Source organism: Parafrankia discariae (genome assembly GCF_000373365.1).
Taxonomy (GTDB): Bacteria; Actinomycetota; Actinomycetes; order Frankiales; family Frankiaceae; genus Parafrankia; species Parafrankia discariae.
Window position 1 is genome coordinate 1 of sequence record NZ_KB891248.1, and the last position, 20,209, is coordinate 20,209.

Annotated in this window: 17 protein-coding genes and 3 pseudogenes; 8 read left to right on the forward strand and 12 right to left on the reverse strand. The window is 70.1% G+C overall.

Annotated features, from left to right (window positions below; translation table 11 throughout):
- The 3 genes and pseudogenes from B056_RS44850 to B056_RS0126760 all read right to left on the reverse strand — a co-directional run.
- Nucleotides 1–137: pseudogene (locus tag B056_RS44850) on the reverse strand (helix-turn-helix domain-containing protein); the annotation flags it as partial.
- A 125-nt stretch (nt 138–262) separates the two neighbouring features.
- Nucleotides 263–1,981 (reverse strand): serine/threonine protein kinase, encoded by a 1,719-nt coding sequence (locus tag B056_RS39730; RefSeq protein WP_018504926.1) that lies wholly within the window; start codon nt 1,979–1,981, stop codon nt 263–265.
- A gap of 107 nt (nt 1,982–2,088) precedes the next feature.
- On the reverse strand, nt 2,089–2,655 hold the full coding sequence (locus B056_RS0126760) for a hypothetical protein (protein WP_018504927.1): 567 nt from the start codon (nt 2,653–2,655) through the stop codon (nt 2,089–2,091).
- Nucleotides 2,656–2,797: 142 nt separating this feature from the next.
- On the opposite strand from B056_RS0126760, the gene B056_RS0126765 reads away from it, so the two are divergent.
- From B056_RS0126765 to B056_RS43120, 5 genes and pseudogenes are all read left to right on the forward strand, one after another.
- A complete protein-coding gene (locus B056_RS0126765) occupies nt 2,798–4,030 on the forward strand; it encodes a hypothetical protein (protein ID WP_026240188.1) in 1,233 nt (410 codons plus the stop codon).
- 127 nt (nt 4,031–4,157) lie between these two features.
- Nucleotides 4,158–5,054, forward strand: coding sequence for a hypothetical protein (locus B056_RS0126770; protein ID WP_018504928.1), 897 nt, complete (start codon nt 4,158–4,160; stop codon nt 5,052–5,054).
- Nucleotides 5,054–5,306 (forward strand): annotated as a pseudogene (locus B056_RS41070) (DDE-type integrase/transposase/recombinase); the annotation flags it as partial. The gene B056_RS0126770 and the pseudogene B056_RS41070, both read left to right, overlap by 1 nt.
- Before the next feature lie 296 nt (nt 5,307–5,602).
- Nucleotides 5,603–6,835, forward strand: a complete 1,233-nt coding sequence (locus B056_RS0126775) for a TolB-like translocation protein (RefSeq protein ID WP_154677256.1) — start codon at nt 5,603–5,605, stop codon at nt 6,833–6,835.
- 1,405 nt (nt 6,836–8,240) lie between these two features.
- Nucleotides 8,241–8,411: a hypothetical protein gene (locus B056_RS43120; protein ID WP_154677257.1), complete on the forward strand. Its 171-nt coding sequence runs from the start codon at nt 8,241–8,243 to the stop codon at nt 8,409–8,411.
- A gap of 33 nt (nt 8,412–8,444) precedes the next feature.
- On the opposite strand, the gene B056_RS0126780 is transcribed toward B056_RS43120, so the two are convergent.
- Entirely contained in the window at nt 8,445–9,626 is a 1,182-nt protein-coding gene (locus tag B056_RS0126780; protein ID WP_230203207.1) for an IS630 family transposase, read from the reverse strand.
- A gap of 9 nt (nt 9,627–9,635) precedes the next feature.
- Between B056_RS0126780 and B056_RS0126785 the strand changes: the two genes are divergently transcribed.
- The gene (locus B056_RS0126785; protein ID WP_018504931.1) at nt 9,636–9,989 is read left to right on the forward strand and encodes a hypothetical protein; all 354 of its coding nucleotides are present in this window, start codon (nt 9,636–9,638) and stop codon (nt 9,987–9,989) included.
- Here B056_RS0126785 and B056_RS46215 read toward each other — a convergent pair.
- Together B056_RS46215 and B056_RS0126800 are read right to left on the reverse strand one after the other, a co-directional pair.
- A pseudogene (locus B056_RS46215) lies at nt 9,986–10,785 on the reverse strand (cation diffusion facilitator family transporter). The gene B056_RS0126785 and the pseudogene B056_RS46215 overlap by 4 nt on opposite strands.
- 437 nt (nt 10,786–11,222) lie before the next feature.
- Nucleotides 11,223–11,810: a DoxX family protein gene (locus B056_RS0126800; RefSeq protein WP_018504934.1), complete on the reverse strand. Its 588-nt coding sequence runs from the start codon at nt 11,808–11,810 to the stop codon at nt 11,223–11,225.
- A gap of 363 nt (nt 11,811–12,173) precedes the next feature.
- Here B056_RS0126800 and B056_RS0126805 point away from each other — a divergent pair, with 363 nt between their 5' ends.
- The gene (locus B056_RS0126805) at nt 12,174–13,445 is read left to right on the forward strand and encodes an APC family permease (RefSeq protein ID WP_018504935.1); all 1,272 of its coding nucleotides are present in this window, start codon (nt 12,174–12,176) and stop codon (nt 13,443–13,445) included.
- 87 nt (nt 13,446–13,532) lie between these two features.
- Nucleotides 13,533–13,838, forward strand: a complete 306-nt coding sequence (locus B056_RS0126810; RefSeq protein ID WP_018504936.1) for a PadR family transcriptional regulator — start codon at nt 13,533–13,535, stop codon at nt 13,836–13,838.
- A gap of 193 nt (nt 13,839–14,031) precedes the next feature.
- Here B056_RS0126810 and B056_RS0126815 read toward each other — a convergent pair whose 3' ends face one another.
- From B056_RS0126815 to B056_RS0126840, 6 genes are all read right to left on the reverse strand, one after another.
- Nucleotides 14,032–16,395, reverse strand: coding sequence for a heavy metal translocating P-type ATPase (locus B056_RS0126815; RefSeq protein ID WP_018504937.1), 2,364 nt, complete (start codon nt 16,393–16,395; stop codon nt 14,032–14,034).
- 24 nt (nt 16,396–16,419) lie between these two features.
- Nucleotides 16,420–17,361: a hypothetical protein gene (locus tag B056_RS0126820; RefSeq protein WP_018504938.1), complete on the reverse strand. Its 942-nt coding sequence runs from the start codon at nt 17,359–17,361 to the stop codon at nt 16,420–16,422.
- Between the two features lie 62 nt (nt 17,362–17,423).
- Nucleotides 17,424–17,630, reverse strand: a complete 207-nt coding sequence (locus tag B056_RS0126825) for a heavy-metal-associated domain-containing protein (RefSeq protein WP_018504939.1) — start codon at nt 17,628–17,630, stop codon at nt 17,424–17,426.
- A 199-nt stretch (nt 17,631–17,829) separates the two neighbouring features.
- A complete protein-coding gene (locus B056_RS0126830; protein WP_018504940.1) occupies nt 17,830–18,507 on the reverse strand; it encodes a hypothetical protein in 678 nt (225 codons plus the stop codon).
- A 257-nt stretch (nt 18,508–18,764) separates the two neighbouring features.
- Complete coding sequence (locus tag B056_RS0126835) at nt 18,765–18,986, reverse strand: heavy-metal-associated domain-containing protein (RefSeq protein WP_018504941.1); 222 nt, start codon at nt 18,984–18,986, stop codon at nt 18,765–18,767.
- A 41-nt stretch (nt 18,987–19,027) separates the two neighbouring features.
- On the reverse strand, nt 19,028–20,158 hold the full coding sequence (locus tag B056_RS0126840) for an urease accessory protein UreH domain-containing protein (protein ID WP_026240189.1): 1,131 nt from the start codon (nt 20,156–20,158) through the stop codon (nt 19,028–19,030).
- Nucleotides 20,159–20,209: the final 51 nt, after the last annotated feature.

Genomic DNA, 20,209 nt, shown 5'->3' on the forward strand with positions numbered 1-20,209 from the left:
CTGTCGTCGTAGCACCGCCACCTGGTGCCGCAGGACGAGGAGCTCCACGTCCTGCGTGGTGTCCCCGCGGAACGGAGCAGCATCAGCCCGAGAGCGTTGCGTGTCAGGGCGTAGAGCAGCGACCACACCATGGCCATCCATGCCGACCGGATCACGGTGAGAAGAGCGGAGTGAACCGAGAGGTTCACGCTCCGTTCTGTGGGAGCCCGGGGGTGCGATCCCCCCGGGCGACCCGACCAAGTACGGGGCAGCCGGGCGGTGCTCAACCACTGAGGCAGACGGTCTTCACGTATTTGCGTAGTACCCAGCCGGTCAGGCCCTTGGCGGGGGCGGTCCCGTGCACCCAGCCGTTGCCTCCGGTCAGGCCGTCGGAGTCAAACGCATCTCCTCGGACGAGGGCCGGCCCGACAGGCTGTGACCCCGCCAGGTAGGAATCGCGCACGGTAGCCGTCTCGCCGCAGACGACGAGCCGCGTGGTCGAGCTGCCAGACGTCAAGGTCGGCGTGGGGGCGGCGCCCATCGGCGGGTGGGACGGCGGCTCGGCGCTGGCCTCTGGAGCTGGCCGCGGAGAGGGACCGGGGGCCGGATCAGACGATTCGATGGCCGGGCCCGCGGACGGCGTGGGTGACGATGCCTGGGCGCGTCGCTCCTGGCGGGCCGGTGCGTCCAGCGGAGGGCCGTCGTCTGCGCCGATGGTGAGGCGGCCAGGCGAGGGCGTCACCGAGGCAGGGCCGGCGGGCAGTGAGCGAGCTGCCCGACCCTCTGCCTGTGAGGACAACCGGTACGGTGACCAGCTCGGTCTCGCCGCCAGCAGCCCGGCCAACGCGAGCACCACGACCACCGCCACAGACGCGGCGAGGACGACGTGCCTCGCCGGTCGCCCAGAGGCCGGTGGTGGGGGCGGGTCGGCCGTGAACTGGCTCCGCGTGGTGGATCCGTCCGAGTCGTCGGCCCGCAGCAGGACATCGGATCCGTCCAGGTTGTCCGTCCGTGGCGGGACTGGCGACGTGTTCGCTGAGGCGGCGGCCGGGTAGTCGAGGCTCGGTGCCGGGTCGAGCCTGTGGTCGCTGCCGGTAGGGTCAAACGAGATGCCGGATGAGCTGGGAGCGGTGGTCGTTCTCTCCCGTCCCCCGGGCGTGGTCGGGCCCGGACCGTCCGGCAGGGGGGTGGTGCCGAGCGCGGCGGCCAGGTCTCGGCTGAGTGTCCGCGCGCTGGGATGGCGGTCCGCGGGGTCGGCGGCGCAGGCGTGCAGAGCGATGATGTGCAGGCCGGCCGTGAGTGGGTCGGTGGAGGTCGTGCCCGGGCAGGTCCCTGTCGGGCACTGAGGGCGGCCGACCAGCATTTCGTGGAGGATTAGGCCGGCGGCGTAGATGTCGCTGGCCGTAGTGGCCGGTTCGCCGCGCAACTGCTCCGGGGCCATGTACTGGACGGTTCCCAGCAATGCGCCGTCCCTGGTCAGACGGTCGCCGTCGGCGAGTGCGGCCAAGCCGAAATCGGCGAGATAGGCGTGCGGCTGGTCATTGATGTCCGTGAAGAACAGGACGTTGGCCGGTTTCACGTCACGATGGACGATGCCGTGTACGTGCGCGGTGTGCAACGCGGTGGCGATCTGCCCCACGACCTGCCCGGCGATCGTCGGGCTGAACGTGCCGCGGCGCTCGATCTCGTTGTCCAGATCGCCCGGCAGCAGGGGCATGGCCAGGTAGAGCAGACCATCCAGCTCACCGGCCCGGTACACGGGAACGATGTGCGGGTGGTGGCCCGCGCCCAGCGCCCGCACCTCGCGCAGGAACCTGTCCCGCCGTAGCGCGCGATCGTCGGCGACACTGTCCGCCGGGTCGATGACCTTCAGGGCGATCGTGCGTTCGCTGTCTAGCTGCCGCTCGGCCGCGCGGTAGACCGTACCGAAGGAGCCCCGACCGAGAACCCGTTCGATGTGGAACTCGGCGAACTGGTCGCCGGCCGCCAACTGCCGCCCCATCGGTATCCGGGCCCCCGTCCGCGCCTTGAGACCTGACGTGTCGGACAGGTTACCCGGGGCGCTCGGAAGGTCGGCCGCCCGCGTTCGCCTGGGGCCGGGCCGGTGGACTACCTGTCGACGGACGCCGACCCGAGCGCCTTCGCGAGGCCGGGGAGCAGCCGTATACATTCGGCGCGCAGCGCGGCCAGCACGGCCGGCGACTCCTCAACCCCAGCCGGGCGCCCCGCCTTGATGCTCAGGGCCGCCGCGCGAGTCCTGTCGGCGAGGGTCGCAAGCTCACCACACAGGCGGCGGAGCGGATCGCCCTCGCCGGAGTGCCCGCCCAGCGGGTCGCCGATCTGACCGAACGCCCGCAGGGCGCGCTCGAGCTGGCTGGCATCGGGTGCATCCTCGAGTAGGACGGCGGTCAGGCGAAGCAGCCGGCGAGCCGCCTGCCGGATCAGTGTGGGCGGCGGCGGACCGGCGTCCGAGCGTGACCGGGCCAACTCCGCGCGGACGTGCTCGATCCAGGGCTCGATCGACGCCGCCCTCCACAGCGGGCCGGCGGCCAGCTCATCATCCGGCGGCGGCATCCCCCGGCTCAGCCGCCGCCGCCAGACGGTGACGAGCTGGCGATCCACGCCGAGGGAGCCCGCGATCTCCGCGATGCCGTAGTACCGCCGCCCACTGCTCACCGGACTCCCAACTGACCTTTTTCCTGACGTTGATGTTATGAGAAGGGTCGCCGCTGCTAGCCTCGCCATGCCATCGAAGATGACATGCACGCTATCAGGGAGAACGCTGATGGGATGTCCACGAATACTTCGAAGGTCGCAGATGGCCGTTCCGGCCGTCGCGATGCTGTGCGCGCTCGGCGCGGTCGCCGTACTGGCGGAGGTGACGGCCCCCGCCCTCCACCGCCAGGCGCGGTCGGACGCCACAGTGTCCTCGGCTGCGATAGGGGTCTCGGCCGTGATGGCGGCCGGGTCGCCGCGTGCGGGCTACGCCGCCGCGGCGGTCGCCGACCGTGACGCAGCACCCGCGAGCGGAGAGGAGACCGGCGACCATCAGAACTTCACGATCGGCGTGCGGCTGGCGAAGGACTCCTGCAACGTCTACTGGAACCTCGACAGCTCCGGGGAGCGCTCCTCCGGCACCCGCGGCTGGGTCGAACAGGCAACGGTGCCCGCCCCGTCCGGACACGGCACCGTCCCGGCCACGGTCGGATGGCGTTACAACGTCAACGACCGCTGGGCGCTCATCGCGAGTCGTCGCTCGGACACCCCGTACTGGGGCTTCGTCGAACGGTCCTGCCTGGTCGACCCGCCCTCGCGGCTCCTGTCCGGCCACGCCACCGGCTCAGGCTGGAGCACTGTGAACTTCCGACCCTCGGCCCGAGCGACCGCCGGCTCCCGTCACGTCACGGCGAACGCCACCGTCCGCAGCGGACCGAACGGCTATGTGATCGGCAACCTGCGTGCCGCCAACGGCGGTGATGTCTTCGAGTGGAGCCACCACTGCGGCAACCACGGCCCTTGGATCTTTGGCTGGGCGTCTCGGGCGAACACCTGGGGCTGGATTCTCGCCCGGGAGATCGGCAACCCATGCGCACCGGCGGACTTCCCGCAGGCCACCGGCAGCGGATCAGACTCCACGCCGACGTCGCAGCCGTCGACGCCCGCCTCCCGACCCGCCGCCTCCCGACGACACGAGGCGGCCTCGAACCCGGTCACCCAGCAACCGTCGGCAACCGGTGGCGCGCCGGCAGCCCCGGCCCCCGCCAGCTCCCCGCCTCCCGCTGCCCCGGCCGCTGCGGCGCCCCCGCCCGCGTCCTCGGACGGTTCCACGGCGCAGTGCTACCCCCAGTACACAGTGACCGACAACGCCCGGGCCCGTGTCACCCGCGCCGGCGACGTCATCGGCGATGTGGCGCCCGGCGCGCGGGTAAACGTGCGTAGCAACGACGGCGTGTGGATGTACGGCTACATCTCCCAGATCAACGGCGGCGCCGGCGGCTTCGGCTGGCTGCTCGACGAGAAGGTCGACCGCACGGGGACCTTCTGTGACTGAACCGACGAACACTCGGCGGCTGACTGCCGGGCGGCGCGCATGGGTGCGACGAGGCGACGGCGTGGACAGAATCCTCCTCGCGCGACGTCGGAGATGGACACCAGGGCAACGACGGGTTCTACCGGCGGTGGTGCTTGCCGTGCTCTCGGTCGGGATTGCTCCGCGTGCCGCCGCGGCGGCGCCAGGCGTGCCCGCCGCGGTGCAGAGATACGCGCCGTACATCTACCTGGCACCCGGCGAGCGGTATCTGCCCGCCGACGCCGGCAACTACGTGGCGAACTCCTCGCTCGCCTGGTCGCGCGACGGAAACTGCCCCGACGACACAGTCGCCGACGTGGGTGCCGTCGATCCGGCGAAACTGGGCGGCGGAGGGTACCAGCACCGGATCGCCAGCTCAGTCTGCATCGACCACGGGCGTCAGTGGCGTTCCAACGACCACACCAGGCCCCGCGACGCGAAACCCGGTGTACCCGAGCGGGAGGGTTTCTTCCTCCAGTCTCCCGACCGATACACAGGCGGCCAGAGCCGTACTGCACCCGCGTACTTCGAATACCATCCGCATCAGTATGTAACATACTGGTTTTTCTACAACTTCAATGACGCTCCTGGCCCGACGAACTTCTTCGACCACCAGGGCGACTGGGAGCGCATCACTGTCCGTCTGGATAAGAACGACAGGGCGACGGCGGTCGCCTATTTCCAGCACACCGAATCCTGCGTGGTCCCATGGGGACAGGCCGGGAAGCACGACGGCCGGCCGCTCGCCTACAGCGCCCTTGGCACGCATGCGACCTATCCAAGTCGCTTCAGCCCCACCGCCCTGGCCGACGGCCTGGCCAGCGATACGATCGGCCGCGGTGACGCCTGGTCGACCGCCGGCCACCTCCTGAACGCCCGGACCCAACCCTGGTTCGGCTTCGGCGGAGCGTGGGGTCAGGTCGGCTCGACCCCGGACTCCACCGGACCGCTCGGCCCCAGCCGATTCAAGGGCGCCGTGCCCCGCGACTGGTCGAAGCAATGCTAAACGATGAGCTGCTTCCCGAAGCCTGTCACGTCGATGCCACCCGGGAGAATAACCGGATCGAAGCCAACCATGGCCGGTTGAAAGCACGGCTCCGGCCGATGCTCGGGCTGAAACGGCTGCGATCCGTCCAGATGATTAGCGCCGGCCACGCGCGTCCACAACATCCGCTGGGGCCACTACGAACTCGGGATCGACACCGAACCGCAGCTACGGCTGGCCGCCGCGTTCATCGAACTTGCCGCCGCCACCTGACTAGTGCTCACCGAGGTCGCTGGCATGCCCCGCTTCCTCACAACGCAACAGCGCCCCGGCGCCAATCTACTTCTGTCTGTTGACATTTTATTTGTTGTTATGTAGGGAGGCACTCCGCTAAAGTTGCGTGGTCCTCTAAAGCGACGCGAACGCTATCAGAGAGAGCGTGGGTCAGGTGGCGCGTAGATGATCAGAAGATGGGTGGCGGTCCTCGGGACTGTCCGGGCGGTCGCCGCACCGACAACGGCCAACCACGCCTCGAACGTTAGTCGGCGCTTTCCCACGGAGGTCTTGTCGTGCTGTTCAGGCTGACGATCGGTTCCGGTTCCGCGCAGGGCGCGCAGCCGCTGCCGAGCAGCCGGCCAGCGTTGTCGCCGGGGCGGCGGCCGAGGCCGACAAGTCGTCGCGTGATGGCTGCAGCTGCTCTGCTGGGGCTCACCGTCCTCGCCTCGGGTTGTGACTCGGACGAGTCGGGCGAAGAGGCACCGGCCGGGGCGATCGACCGTCTCGTGGAGAACTCCCCTGCACCGGCAGCCTGGCCGGTGTCCGGCGAGCGGTCCGGCGACACCTTGATTCTGCTTGAGTGTGACCAGCAGGGCGGTTTCACCCTCCGCGCGCTGTCGGCCAGCAATGGGAAAGAGCTGGGACGTCAGACCTTCACACTTCCGAGCCGGGCCGAGCTGAGGTTCCGCTGTGACAGCCAGGGTTCGCCCACGACCCTGAGCGAGGTCTTCTCGTCCGACTTCACCAGAGCCGCCATCAGGGTGACCGACCTTAAGACCATGGCATTCCGTGCCGCCACCCTCGATCTGATCTCCGGCGAGCTTGAAACCGGCGCGCCCGCTGGTGAGTTCGCCGCCGCGCCGCACCATCTGGACCCGGTGTTCAATCCCGCCAACGACGACCTGTGGTACATCGACGCGACGGACAGCCAGGACTGGGGTGAGCGGGGGCGGCTCGTCTCGCGCCCGACAGGCTCCACGGAATCCGTCGACCACGGGGATGCCGAGCAGGCGTCGTTCGTGCTCGGTCCCAGGGGATCGGCCTGGTGGACCGACGTGCTGGAGGGATCCGCGACCGCGATCAACCCGTCCGACACCTATGCCGCGCAGCGGGAGCGTGGCGTGACCTACCTTCTCCGGCCGGGCGAGCGGACCATCGACGCTCCGGTGCTCGCGGGGGAGGGCCTGGCCGGTGACACCAGTCTGCCGGGGGCGGACGAATCGGAGGTCTGTAGCCCGCAGTCCTGGATCGACGACCATCGGCTGATCTGCGCCGGCAGTGATCGCGACCGGCTCTACACGCTCACGCTCTCCGCGGACTACCACGCAGTCGATTCCGTCGACTACCTCACCCCGCAGACCGGTCGCCACAACGGGACTGCCGTGGTGTCCCCAGATCGTTCCAGAATCGCCTTCGTGTCGGAACAGGGCGAGCAGGTGGACCTATTCCAGACCACCCTCGACGGCCGCTCACCAAAAAAGATCGCTGCGTTGTCGCCTTCGGTTGTTTTGCTCGATTGGAAATGATCGGACAGATTGTTGCCTGACGGGGGCGCCAGGGATCGGTGTCCCCGTCAGCGGCACACCGCACGAGCACGTCCGGTTCGGCTGCCGACGTTCGGTCCGCACCACTGACCGGCCAGCAAGCCCCGCCTCGCACCCCGCCCACGGCCCCGGTTCGTGCCGTAGACGCATGCCAGGCTGCTCGACCATCCCCGCAGCGTCGATCCCGGATGCCCGCCCTGCAAGTCCCTCCCGGCCCCGGCAATCCTGGTTGTGGATCTAGGGAAGATCCCCGCGCGTGCGGGGACGACCTGGCGGGCACCGCCGGCCCCGAGCTGGTGCCCGGAAGATTCCCGCACGCGCGGGGATCTTCCGCGTCCCACGAGGGTCTCAAACAGCGCCTGATCGTCGTCCCCACACGCGCGGGGATCTTCCGAGGTGGCCCGTGAGGCGTGTACCAGACCTGCCGTCGTCCCGCCTGTCGGCATCATCCCGACGCGCCGGTGGGGGTGATCTGGGCCCGCGACGGCAACCGGTACCGGGTGCCAGGGGGTCTCCCCACGCCTGTGGAGGTGGTGAATCTTGATGTGGGGCAGCTTGTGGCCCTGGCCCGGTTCAGCTGGGTGGTCTGCCGAGTGGACGGGCTGGACAGTCGTCCGGGCGGCCATCGGGGGTGGATGTGGATGGTCGGGGNCGGCGGGTGCCGTCCCCGACCATCGGGCGTCATCCGGATGTGGTGGGCCGTCGGCCGGTGGGGGCTGTGCGGCGTCGGCGGGGTGCCGGTGTGGTGGTGTTTCCGCTGGTAGACGGCCCGCAACCATGGTCTGTGATGGATATCACAGGGCCGGGGACAATCGGGTAGCGGTTCGCATTGTGGTCAATCCGGTCGACCACGCACAGTGATTGTATGTCTGACCTGGGTAAATACGGTGCCGGATAGATCGTCCGGCACCGTATGGGTTGCCTTCCGCTGCTGATGTTTTGCAACGGTGCAGGTCGGTGGTGTGGTGGCGGTTCGAATCCCCCCAGCCCCACCACGATGAGTAACGATGCCCTGACCTGGGTAAATAGATAAACTCTATGAGATTAGATCGTTGATCGAGTAGAGGATATCCAGGTCAGGGCATTGATCGTTTGGTTCGACTCCCTGAACGTCTCTGTAGGTGTCGACTACGCAGTGTAGCTGTGGCGATGGTTCGTCGCGACAGCTACCCGGATGGGGCCATGGCTGCCACGGTCGCGTCTCTCACCGCCAGGGGGATCTCCGATCAGCTTGGTCGCTGTGGGGCGCTGCTGGTCTCCGTCGCCGCCGTGACGGCATTTCTGATCTCGTACCTGCTGCTCGCGGTGTCCGGGTCGCAGGTCTGGCTACTCGGTGCCGTGTTCACGCTGGCCGGAATCGGGCACGCGGCAACCGCAGAAGCATGCCGTGGTCGTCGCGTTCGTTCCCGAGAAGATTCGCGGGTCGGCGTTCGGGCTGTTTGCCACCGTGCAGGCGGTCGAGAACATCGCAGCCACTGTCGTCGCCGGGCTTCGCCGGCGGACGGCGCGGAAGACCATCACTACATTATGTAGTTGGTTGATTGCAGTCCACGGGTGAGGCTAGTGGTCGCGACCGTTAGTTCGTCGGGGTTCATACGGCCTGCGGACATGGCGCATGCCGGTCGTGGTTCCTGATGCGGGCCAGCAGCTGGTTGAGGTCGGTGCGGGTGAACTTCCAGTCGAAGGGTCTGGCGGCAGCGTTGTAGTGCTTCTCGAAGGCGAGGATCTGGGTGGCGAGCTCGTCCAGGCCCTCGAAGTCGTCGGGGGTGAGGAGCTTGCGCTGGATGACGGAGAAGTAGATCTCGACCTGGTTCAGCCAGGAGGCGTGGACAGGCAGGTGAACCATCTGCGTGTTGGGGTAGGCGCTGCTCAGACGGTCGGCGGCGGCCCAGTTGCGGTGCGAGGCTCCGTTGTCCACCACCCAGAAAACGCGCCTGGCTGAGGCGTACGGCTCAGTGCTCATGACCTGGTCCACGAGCGCGGTGAACGGCTTTATCCCGGTGGACGGCTCGCACCGGCCCATCACCCTCGCATGGTGGACGTCGTAGGCGGCCAGGTAGGCCAGGGTGCCGTGCCGGTGGTATTCGCTCTCGACCCGCATCGCCCGGCCGGGGCCAGGCGGGAGCGGCAGGTGCGGGCGCATCCGGGCCTGAACGCCGGGTTTCTCGTCGGCGCTGAGGACGTACTCGTCCGGGCCGAGTGGCTGTCCTTCCCATTCCCGCTGGTAGAGATCCAGCACGCGCCCGGCCTTCACGGCGAACCGCGGGTCGCGGGGGAAGATCCACGACCGGTGCTGCCAGGGTTTCAGGACGTCATCGGCGAGCCAGCGCCGCACGGTAGACGCCGACGGCGCGGGGATGATGCCGCTGGCTGCCGTCTGGCGAGCCAGTTCGGGACAGGTCCAGCGGGCCAGCGGCGCCCCGCTCGCGGCAGGTAGCTCGCACGCCAGGGCCTTGACCCCGGCCACCACACGGGCGGGGAACACCCGCGGCCGGCCGGGACGCGGCGCGTCGGCCAGGCCGTCTATGCCCTGTTCGCAGTACCGGCGCCGCCACTTGCGGACGGTGTCCTCGCAGATACCCAGCCGCTGCGCGATCCTGCAGTTCGCTGACCCGTCCGCGGCCAGAAGCACGATCCGCGCCCGCACCACCAGCCGGAACGGAGCCGTGGCCCGGCGCGACAAGGACTCCAACTCAGCGCGCTGCGCGTCGCCAGGACAGATGACATATAGGGACGGCACGCGCTCCATGATCCAGCCGGGCCTGTCAGGCACGATGACCCTATGGCCAAGCCACCGGAGTCGACCAAGACCTCGCTGCGCCAGCGCCTTGTCGCCAGGGCAGCCGAGCGGTGGCCCCAGCTCGCCGGCCTCACCATCCGCTGGCATGGCGAGTTCGCCTATGTCGCCGGCCAGCTCCCCGGGGGCAACACACTGCCCCTGATGAGGCTGCGCTACGCCGAATCCGCCACCACCTGGGGCTTCGCCATCTACCGCGCCAGCCACGACGACTACGAGAAATCAGTCCTGCCCAGCGGCCACCCCGCCGGCACCCCGCAAGAAGCCCTCGACTGCGCCTGCGGCCTCTACCTCGGCGACGCCACCGACTGGCTCAACCCGCCACCCCCGACGAACTAACGGTCGCGACCACTAGCTGGAGTGGTGGCCAGTGCCTGGTGCGCGTCGGCCGAGAGGTTCGGGGTGTGGACGGTGGCGGCGGTGAGCCGTGGGACCGCGTGGATGAGTGTGTGCTCGGCGTTGACGGCGATGGTGAGGTCGGCGGGGACGACGATGTCTGCTCCGGCGCGTAGTTGGTGGCCGATCCATCGCAGCCGTACCGCTCCGACCTCACATACTCCGCTGGTCAAGGCCGCGGCTTCAGCCGCGTCGATGAGGTTCGGGTCGACGGCTTCCATGGGGTGCAGGTAGATCTCGCGGATCGCGTCACGCAGGACGGCGAGGATCGCCGCTGTGACCACGAGGCCGATGACGGGATTCGTTGCCGATGAAGCCGACGACGCCCGCGATCGCGACGATGGGTAGGTGTGTGACGTCGCGTGGGTGGATTAGCCGGTCGATCGCTTCGTAGGCCAGTCAGGGTCGCTGCCGCGGCGATCACGAGGATGATGGTGATGCCGGCGAGGTCTTCGACGCGGCCGTATCCATAGGTGAAGCGGCGGGTGGCGGCGCGGCGGCCGAGGAAGAAGGCGATGGCCAGGGGCACGGCGGTCAGGGTGTCGGCCACGTTGTGGACGGTGTCGCCGAGCAGGGCGACTGATCCTGAGGCGACTACGACGACGATCTGGAAGAGGGCTGCCGGGTCAAGGACAACGAGTGAGATCCAGAGTGTGCGCATTCCTTCCGCGGAGGCTTCCATCTCGGAGTCGAGCCGGTCGACGGCGCCGTGGGAATGGGGCCGGAGAAGGTGCGCCATACGTGTTTTCAGCCGGCGGGCGGGGCTTGTGTGGGCGGGTTCTGGCACGGGTGAGTGGTGAACAGTGCCGGTATGGGGGTGGCGGTGAGCGTCGTGGTGATGGTGGCGGTCATGATCGGGGTGGCTTGTGTGATCGTGGCTGTGGGGTCCGAGGTGACGAGTTCGGGATAATGTTCGGCGGCCGGGTATACGAGAAGTGGACGCTTCCGTGCGTCGGAGGGTGGTGGCGGGATCGCTGGGGTGGTGGCGCGCGAAGGGTGGATTGGTCAGGGCTACAGCACACATTAAAGAATCATTGCGGCGACAAGGTGGGATCCTGTTCCGGCCAGGTGCGTACTGATTGCAGTTTCCTGTGTGTCGCAGGCGCCTAAATTTTTCTATCGGTGGATCTGGCCTTATTCCGGGTCCTGCGGGGTGACGAAGGGTTCTTGATCACCCTATCCGGCGGGAGGCTCTCCACCAGGTCGACGACCAGGCCTGAATCCGCCGCCACCAGGCTCCCTCCCCGGCGACACGCTCGATGGGCCGCCCGCTGCCCGCCTGCTTATCGGACCCCAGCCTCGCTCCGCCTCCGCCACGTCCGGTGGGACGGCGACGGCATGACCCAGACAGGCGTCGAGCGAGAAAAGGCCGGCGCCGACGATCAGCAGAAACAGGCTGCCGCACAGCTGCGCCATGTCAAGTCGGGCCTCGTGGAGGAAGTCCCCCCAGCCGGACTCGCCCTTGAAAAGCGCCGACCCGCCCCACAGGATCGGAACCTTGGTGATGACCAGCGCGCAGACCATGTCCACGAGCATCGGGACGGCGGCGAGCCGGGTCAGCAGCCCTGCCAGGAGCAGCGTTCCGCAGACGATCTCGAAAACCCCGGTGAGCGGAGCGAAGAAGCCGGGTGCGGGAATACCGATCTTTTCGAACCGACCGGTACCCAACGTGTGGGGACGCGAGAATTTCAGGATTCCTTCGACGAGGAAGACCAGACCCACATAAACGCGGATGAGGACCGTCGCCGCCGGCGCGTCCGTCACGACCAGCCGGCGCCAGCCAGCCGGCGCTGCCGTCCGAGACTTCCTGTCCAGTGAGGCCATGCCCTGTCCTCCGCATCGTGTCCCGGCGCCGGGGCGTGTTCTGAGCGTGGCAGTCCCTGAGGTTCCCGCTCCCGCCCGCGACCCGCAAACCGAGGTTTCCGGCCGCGACTCCGAGAGCGCTCGCGGCCCTGGACGCGCCGGGCCTACGTCCGTGGCCGTCAGGCCGCGACGGACCCTGCCCGCGGTCGGGCTCACCCGTCCCTCGGCGGGGAGCGGCCGGCATCGGTCGCGGGTGACCGCTAGGCGTAAATATCGTGTACCGATATCGTGTCCCGTTACTGGTGCCATCGGAGGGGGCGGGCTGTGGGCGGGCGGGCGGCGGGGGCCGGGGTTCCGGACGAGCTGCGGCGGCGGCTGGGCTTGTCCGACGCGGTACTGATCGGCCTGGGGTCGATGATCGGTGCCGGCATCTTCGCGGCGCTCGCACCGGCCGCGGGCGCGGCCGGCTCCGGGCTGATGCTGGGCCTGGCCCTGGCGGCCGTGGTCGCCTACTGCAACGCGACATCCTCCGCCCGGCTGGCGGCCCGCTACCCGGCCTCGGGCGGGACGTACGTCTACGGCCGGGAACGCCTGGGCGAGTTCTGGGGCTGTCTGGCGGGATGGGCGTTCGTGGTCGGCAAGACCGCGTCGTGCGCGGCGATGGCGCTCACGGTCGGCTCGTATGTGTGGCCCGGCCAGGCACACGCGGTCGCGGTGGGGGCGGTGGTGGCACTGACCGCGGTGAACTACGCCGGAGTGCAGAAGTCCGCCTGGCTGACCAGGGTGATCGTGGCCGTGGTCCTCGCCGTGCTCGGCGCGGTCGTGGCCGCCGCGTCCACCTCCCCGGCGTCGGACGCCGCTCGCCTGGCCGTCGGGGACGACGTGACCGCCACGGGGGTGCTTCAGGCGGCGGGCCTGCTGTTCTTCGCCTTCGCCGGCTACGCGCGGATCGCGACTCTCGGCGAGGAGGTCCGCGACCCGGCGCGGACCATCCCGCGGGCGATCCCGATCGCGCTCGCCGTCACCCTGGTGGTGTACGCCGCCGTCGCCCTCGCAGTCCTTTCCGTTCTCGGCCCGCGGGGGCTGGCCGGGGCGTCCGCGCCGCTGTCGGAGGCCGTCCGGGCGGCCGGTGCCGGCTGGCTGGCGCCCGTCGTGCGGGTCGGTGCGGCGCTGGCCGCGCTCGGGTCGCTGCTGGCGCTGATTCTGGGGGTCTCGCGTACCACGCTGGCGATGGCCCGTGACCGGCACCTGCCCCGGGCACTGGCCGCCGTCCACCCGAGGTTAGGGGTGCCGCACCGCCCCGAGGTGAGCGTGGGCGCCGTGGTCGCGCTGCTCGCCGCGACGGCGGACGTACGCGGCGTGATCGGGTTCTCCTCCTTCGGGGTGCTGGCCTACTACGCCATCGCCAACGCCTCCGCCTGGACCCTGCGCCCGGACGAGGGCCGCCCGGTCTGGATCATCCCTGTCCTCGGGCTGGCCGGCTGCCTCGTGCTCGCGTTCGCCCTGCCGCTGTCCTCCGTCGTCTCCGGGAGCGCGGTGCTGGCCGTCGGAGCCGCCGCCTACGCCGTGCGCCGCGCGGCGGCCCGCACCCCGTGATCGGCGCGCGGATAGGATCGTTTCTCGATATCGGCTTCACCATCACCTCGGATCCGCTGCCCGTACCCACCCTCGGAGGTGACCCGAGTGCGGGAGTTCCAGCGCGCCGCGGTGCGGCTGCACATCCTGCACCACGCGGCCCAGCAGGAGATCCACGGCGCGTGGATGACCCAGGAGCTGGCCCGGCACGGCTACCAGATCAGCCCCGGCACCCTCTACCCGACATTGCACCGCCTGGAGGCGGACGGCCTGCTCGTCTCCGAGTCCCGGGTCGTCGACGGCCACGCCCGCAGGGTCTACCGGGCGACCGAAGCCGGGCGGCAGGCACTCGTCGAGGATCGCCGGGCGCTGACGGAGCTGGCCCGCGAGGTCCTCGGCGGCGACTCCCCGTAACACGCCTCGCGGCGGACGAACCCTAACGAGGATCGCGAATGCACACTCTTCACCTTCACCTCTGCCTCCAGCCCCGACCAGGTCGACCTGTGTGTCCGCCGCCCAGACCGCGGTCCTCGACGCCATGCTCGCCTGGTGATGTAGCGGACGAGCCGGTTGAAGCTGCGCAGGTAGCCGAGTCGGTCCAGTGGTCTCAGCTGGATGTCTTCGCGGCGTCCCAGCGGGGTCGGGGCAGAGGTGCTGTCGTGGTGGGTGGAACTTCGACCTGTGCGGTGAAGCGGCGTAGCCGCAGGCTGTTGGCGACGACGAACACCGAGCTGAAAGCCATGGACGCGCCGGCGATCATCGGGTTGAGCAGACCGGCCGCGGCGAGGGGTAGTGCCGCGAGGTTGTAGGCGAAGGCCCAGAACAGGTTGCCTTTGATGGTGGCGAGGGTGCGGCGGGCGAGTCGGATCGCGTCGGCGGCGGCCCGCAGGTCGCCGCGGACGAGGGTGAGGTCGCTGGCCTCGATGGCGACGTCGGTGCCGGTGCCCATGGCGAGGCCGAGGTCGGCCTGGGCGAGGGCGGGGGCGTCGTTGACGCCGTCGCCGACCATAGCGACGATCTTGCCCTCGGCCTGCAGGCGTTTGACCACGTCGACCTTGTCGGCGGGTAGGACCTCGGCGATGAGGGTGGCCGGGCTGGTGTCGATGCCCACTTCGGTCGCGACCGTGCGGGCGACGGTCGTGTTGTCGCCGGTGAGGAGCACGGGGGTGAGTCCCAGCTGGCGGAGCTGGGTGACGGCCTGTGCTGAGGTGGGTTTCACGGTGTCCGCGACGACGAGGACGGCGCGGGCCTTCCCGTCCCAGGCGACGCCGACGGCGGTGCGCCCGGCGGCCTCGGCGGTGGTTCTGGCGGTGGCGAGGTCGGGTGGCAGTGGCTGGGCCCACTCCTCCAGGAGTGCCGGTCGTCCGACGAGGACGGCGTGCCCGTCGACGATGCCCTGGACGCCGAGCCCTTCCAGGTTGGTGAACTCCTCGGCGTCGGGCAGGTCGCCGACCCGTTCGCGGGCGCCGTGGGCGATGGCGGCGGCGATCGGGTGTTCGGAGGCGTTCTCCAGCGCTCCGGCGAGTCGCAGCATCTCGGTCTCGTCGCCGCCGGCGGCGACGTGGATCTCGACCAGGGTCATGCGTCCGGTGGTGACGGTGCCGGTCTTGTCGAGAACGATCGTGTCGACACGTCGGGTGGATTCGAGCACTTCGGGGCCTTTGATGAGGATGCCGAGCTGTGCTCCCCGGCCCGTTCCGACCAGCAGCGCGGTGGGGGTGGCGAGCCCGAGGGCACAGGGGCAGGCGATGATCAGGACGGCGACCGCAGCGGTGAAGGCGGCGTCCGGGCTGGCGTCCGCGCCGAGCCAGAAGGCCAGGGTGGCGGCGGCGAGGGTGATGACGACGGGCACGAACACGCCGGAGATGCGGTCGGCGAGGCGCTGCGCGGCGGCTTTGCCGGTCTGGGCGTCTTCGACGAGTCTGGCCATCTGGGCGAGTTGGGTGTCGGCGCCGACGCGGGTGGCGCGCACGATCAGCCGTCCGCCGGCGTTGACCGTTGCTCCGGTGACGGCGTCGCCGGGGGCGACCTCGACGGGGACGGACTCGCCGGTCAGCATCGAGGTGTCGACGGCGGAGGAGCCTTCGTCGACCACGCCGTCGGTGGCGATGCGTTCGCCGGGCCGGACGACGAACCGTTCACCGACGGTCAGCTGGCTGATCAGGATCCGGATCTCGGTGCCGCCCCGCAGGACGGCGACGTCCTTGGCGCCGAGTTCGAGCAGTGCGCGTAGTGCGGCGCCGGCCTGTCGCCTGGCGCGTGCCTCGAAGTAGCGGCCGGCGAGGATGAAGGTGGTGACTCCGGCGGCGACTTCCAGGTAGATGTTGCCGGTGCCGTCGCCGCGGGCGATCGTCAGCTCGAACGGGTGTGTCATCCCGGGTGTTCCGGCTGTGCCGAACTGCAGCGCGTACAGCGACCAGCCGTACGCCGCGCCGACGCCGATGGAGATCAGCGTGTCCATCGTGGCGGCGCCGTGTCGGAGGTTCGTCCAGGCGGCGCGGTGGAAGGGCCAGGCGGCCCAGGTCACGACGGGGCTCGCGAGGGCGAGGGAGTACCACTGCCAGTTCGTGAACTGGAGCGCTGGGGCCATCGCCAGCGCGATGACGGGAACGGCGAGCACGATGCTGGTGATCAGGCGGTGGCGCAGCGACCGGGTCGGATCCGGTTCGGCCGAGGCCACACCCGTGGCCGGTTCCAGGTCCGCGGCCGGCGGCCGGGGTAGTTCGGCGGTGTAGCCGGCGGCCTCCACCTGGGCGACCAGGACGGTCGGGTCTATGCCGCCGGGGGCGCTCACCCGGGCTTTCTCGGTGGCGTAGTTGACGGTGGCGGTGACGCCGTCGAGCTTGTTCAGCTTGCGTTCGATCCGGTTGGCGCAGGACGCGCAGGTCATCCCACCGATCGCGAGCTCGATCTCGGTGACGGGCGCGGCGTCCGTCCCCGTCGCCGTAGCCGTCGCTGTCGTGGTGTTCATACCGGCCGGTGTCTCCTCTCGCGATCAGTGTCCGTGGCCGCCGTCGTCGGTGTGCCTCGCCGAGGGCGGTGTCGTGGCGGCGTCCGGCAGGGCTGGTCCGGTGGGCGCCGTGAACGCCGCGGTGCGGACGACTCCGTCGTGCTGGAAGTCGAGGAACAGCCGGTAGCTGCCCTGGGTGGGAACGTCGGCCACGAACGGGATGTCCGGGCCGGCTGACGTGGTCGGGCTGTCGGGATGTATGTGCAGGTAGGCCAGGTCGCCCTCACGCAGCGCCACTAGGTGCCCGTAGGCGCCGAGGTAGGGCTCCAGGTCCGTCACCGGTCGCCCGTCCCTGCGGACGGTCAGGGTGAGCGGCGATGCCTGCCCGCCGATCAGGTCGCCGGTGAGGGTCACCTGGTAGCCGTCCACCGAGGCGGTGCGGGTCGGCTGGTGGGTGGCCGGCTCGAACAGGCCCGGGGCGGTCAGGTCGACGCCCAGGACGGTGGCCGCGGCGCCGGTGGGGGTGAAGTCCGCGAACGCCCGGTAGGAGCCGCCCGTGGGCACCTGCAGGGGGGCCGACCAGGTCCCGTCGGGTGCCATCGCCGGATGGAGGTGCTGGAACCCGCTGCCGTCGCGGCGCACCACGATCAGGTGCATCGCCCTGTCGTGCTCGACGTCGAAGGCGGTGACGGCTTCCCCGCCAGGCCCGGTGATCCGGAACGTGAAGTCGGTCGTGTCCTTCGCGGGCAGGGTCGACGCGGTGGGTGTGAAGGTGTAGCCGCCCAGGCTTGAGGCCAACCCGCCCGGCAGCTCCGAGGTGCTGTCCGGCACGGTGCTGGCGTGGCCGGTGCCGCCGCTGTCGGAGCCGTGGTCCGTGCTGGTGGTGGCCGTGTCCAGCGGGCCGACTGCCGTGCCGACCCCGTAGGCACCGCCGACGACCAGGACGAGCGCCGTGCCGAAGGCGGACAGCTTCGCGGTCGTGTTCATCTCGTACCGTTCCTTCTCTCCGCGGGTTGCGCTGGAGGGTGCGTCCCGCAGGGGTGTCGACCTCAGCCGGCGAGCTGGTAGCCGGCCTCCTCGACCGCGGCGCGCACCGTGGCCGGTTCGAGCTGCCGTTCGCTGGTCACGGTGACCGCGCCGGAACCCAGGTCCACAGCTACGTCGGTGACGCCGGCGATCCCGCTGATCTCCTCGGTGACCGAGGCGACGCAGTGCCCGCAGGTCATGCCGGTGACGGTGTAGGTGGTCTCGTTCATCGGAGCTCCTCTCCCAAGGGCGGGGGCAATGCGCCGCGACCCGATGTGAAAGATACCCCCGGGGGGTATCTGTGGGAAGAGGGCGGAGGTGAGGGAACGGCGGTCTGCCGCTGTCTGCTGGCCGACGGCGGGTCTCCGGGATGCCACAGCGCGAAGTGGAATCGCCAGCGCCGCCGGTGGCAGCGCGGAGAGCTCGGGCTCAGTCGTCGTGAGGTGCGGTGCCGGGGGGATGGGTGTGGCTCGACGCGGGCCGGGGCGGCTGTGCCGGTTCGCCGGTCTCACCCACCGGCAACGGTGTGGGAGGCGTTCCACCTTCACCGCCGTTCGGGGTTGCCGGATGCTCCTCACCCGGACTGTGGGAGTGCGGGACGGACTCGTCCGTCGTCGTCCCGTGGCTGTGGCTGTGCGAACCGGCGAGTTCGACCGCGGGCATCGCGAGGCCGGCGATCCCGGCGCCAGCGGCGCCGATCACGACGGCCGCGCTGAACGAGGAGCGGAAGCCGCGCGCGTGCCGGGACCACAGGCACCACGGCACGAGGAGGCTGACCGCCACCTCGAACGCGATCGTGGTCAGGTCGACTCTGTCGACCTGCTCGGGCATGCCAGCGTGCGGGCCGACGGGTAGCCCGGAGGTCCGGCTGATGGCCCAGACCAGGATCGACCCCACGTTGACCAGCAGGCCGGCCACCATCGTCCGCCGCCCGGCGCCTCGCATCACAGCGAGGGCCCAGCCCGCCTGGAAGAGCGCGGTCGCGTAGAAGAACAACCCTGACAGCGGCCAGCTGCCGAAGTGGCCCGGCGCGACGGCCGCATGGGTGGCAGCGGCACCGAGTGAGCTGAACGCCGCCAGGATCCTGCCCGCCCCCGTGTCGTCCATGATCCGAGGTTCGGATCGTCTCCGACCCGCCGTGCGTGTCGCGTGGCGTCCAGTGCGGCGGATGACAAGCGGTGCGGTCGGTGCACCGTCCGCGGCGCGCCTCATGTGGTCGGGAGGGACTGCCGGGTAGTGGTACGGGCCGGTGGTGGGTGCCGTCTCGACAGGCCATCCCCCGGCTGGATACGCGCCGTGTTGTCCACCCGGAGCGTCGTCCTCCGTGGCGTGCCGCCAGCTCACGTGTCCGCTGCCCCGGTCCGTCACGGCAGCGGCGAAGCCCGGTAGCCGAGTTCCTCGATCACCCTGACCACGTCCGGCGGGCCGTTCTGGCTGAGGTCGAGCTCGACGGTAGTGCGCCCCTGCCTGAGGACGGTCTGGGTGCTGCGCACGCCTGGCAGGTCCTCCAGCGCGTCGTCGATCAGCAGCGAGCAACTGCCGCAGTGCATCCCCTCGACGCGGAACGTGTGTGTGGTGACGGGCACTGGTGTACTCCGTTCTCCGAGTGTGATCGAAGCGGACGTGGTCAGGCGATGGTGATGAGGCCGGTGTACATGCCCATGCCGCACGCGTAGCGCAGCTGGCCGGGCTTCAGGACGCCCAGGTCGATCGTCGTGTCCCCCTGGGCCGGCAGGATCTCCTCGACGTCACGGTCGGGGATGACGAACGAGCGGATGCAGCCCTGCACGTTGTCCGAGTGCACGACCAGCGTGGTGGGCACACCGGCCTGCACCTGAACGTTGCCTGGGCTGTAGGAGTCGGCGCGAGCGGTGATCTCCACGGTCTGGCGGCCCTCGGCGGTCGAGGCGGCGGAAGTGTCGGCTGCCGGCGGCTGGGAGAGACCGAGAGTCTCGGCGAGCCGGCCCGCGGCCAGGGGCGAGCCGGCGAGCTGCAGGCCGCCGTTGAGGGTGTAGAGCCCCATCGCCAGCACGACCAGTCCGGTGACCACCGCCAGTCGGCTACGCCACACGGTCGCGGCCCGGCGGGCGGCGTAGCCGAGAACGGCGAACAGCGGGCCGGTGCCGAGGACGAACACACCCATCGTGGCCGCCCCCGCCAGCACGGACCCGGACGCGAGTGCCAACGCCTCCACCGACAGCGTCACGCCACACGGGATGAGCACGGTGGCCAGGCCGAGCAGCGCCGGTGCCAGCGCTGCCTGCGAACGGGCACGCCGGCGGACGATCCTCGTCCACGACGCGGGCGGTTCGACGACGACGCGGCGGAACCCGGGCACGCCCAGCTGCGCGAGACCAAACAGCAGGATGATCAGGCCGGCGCTGATCTGCAGCCAGGTGCGCGCGTCGACCGAGAGCTCCACCGCGCTCCCGGCCGCTCCCAGCAACGCCCCGAGCGCGACGTGCGAGACCAGCTTGCCGGCCAGAAACCCACCGACCGGCGCGAGGTCGTCGCCGAGCTGCGCGCGCCAGTCCGGTCCCTTCCCGATCTGCGGCGACCGCGCCTCGGAATCGGACCGCGCACGTTGGACACGGGCGGAGTGGCGGCCTCGGACGGGGGTGCCGCCGGGCAGCCGCGCCGGCTCCGCCGCCGCGGCCCGCTGCCGGGTGATCAGCCCGGTGAGCAGTCCACCCTGCACCGCGGCGCAGGACACCCCACCCGCGAACAGGCCGGTCACGAGGACAGTTGCCAGATTCACCGAACCTCCGCGATGGCGGACGAGGGTACGGAAGGACGGGACCCCTTCCTG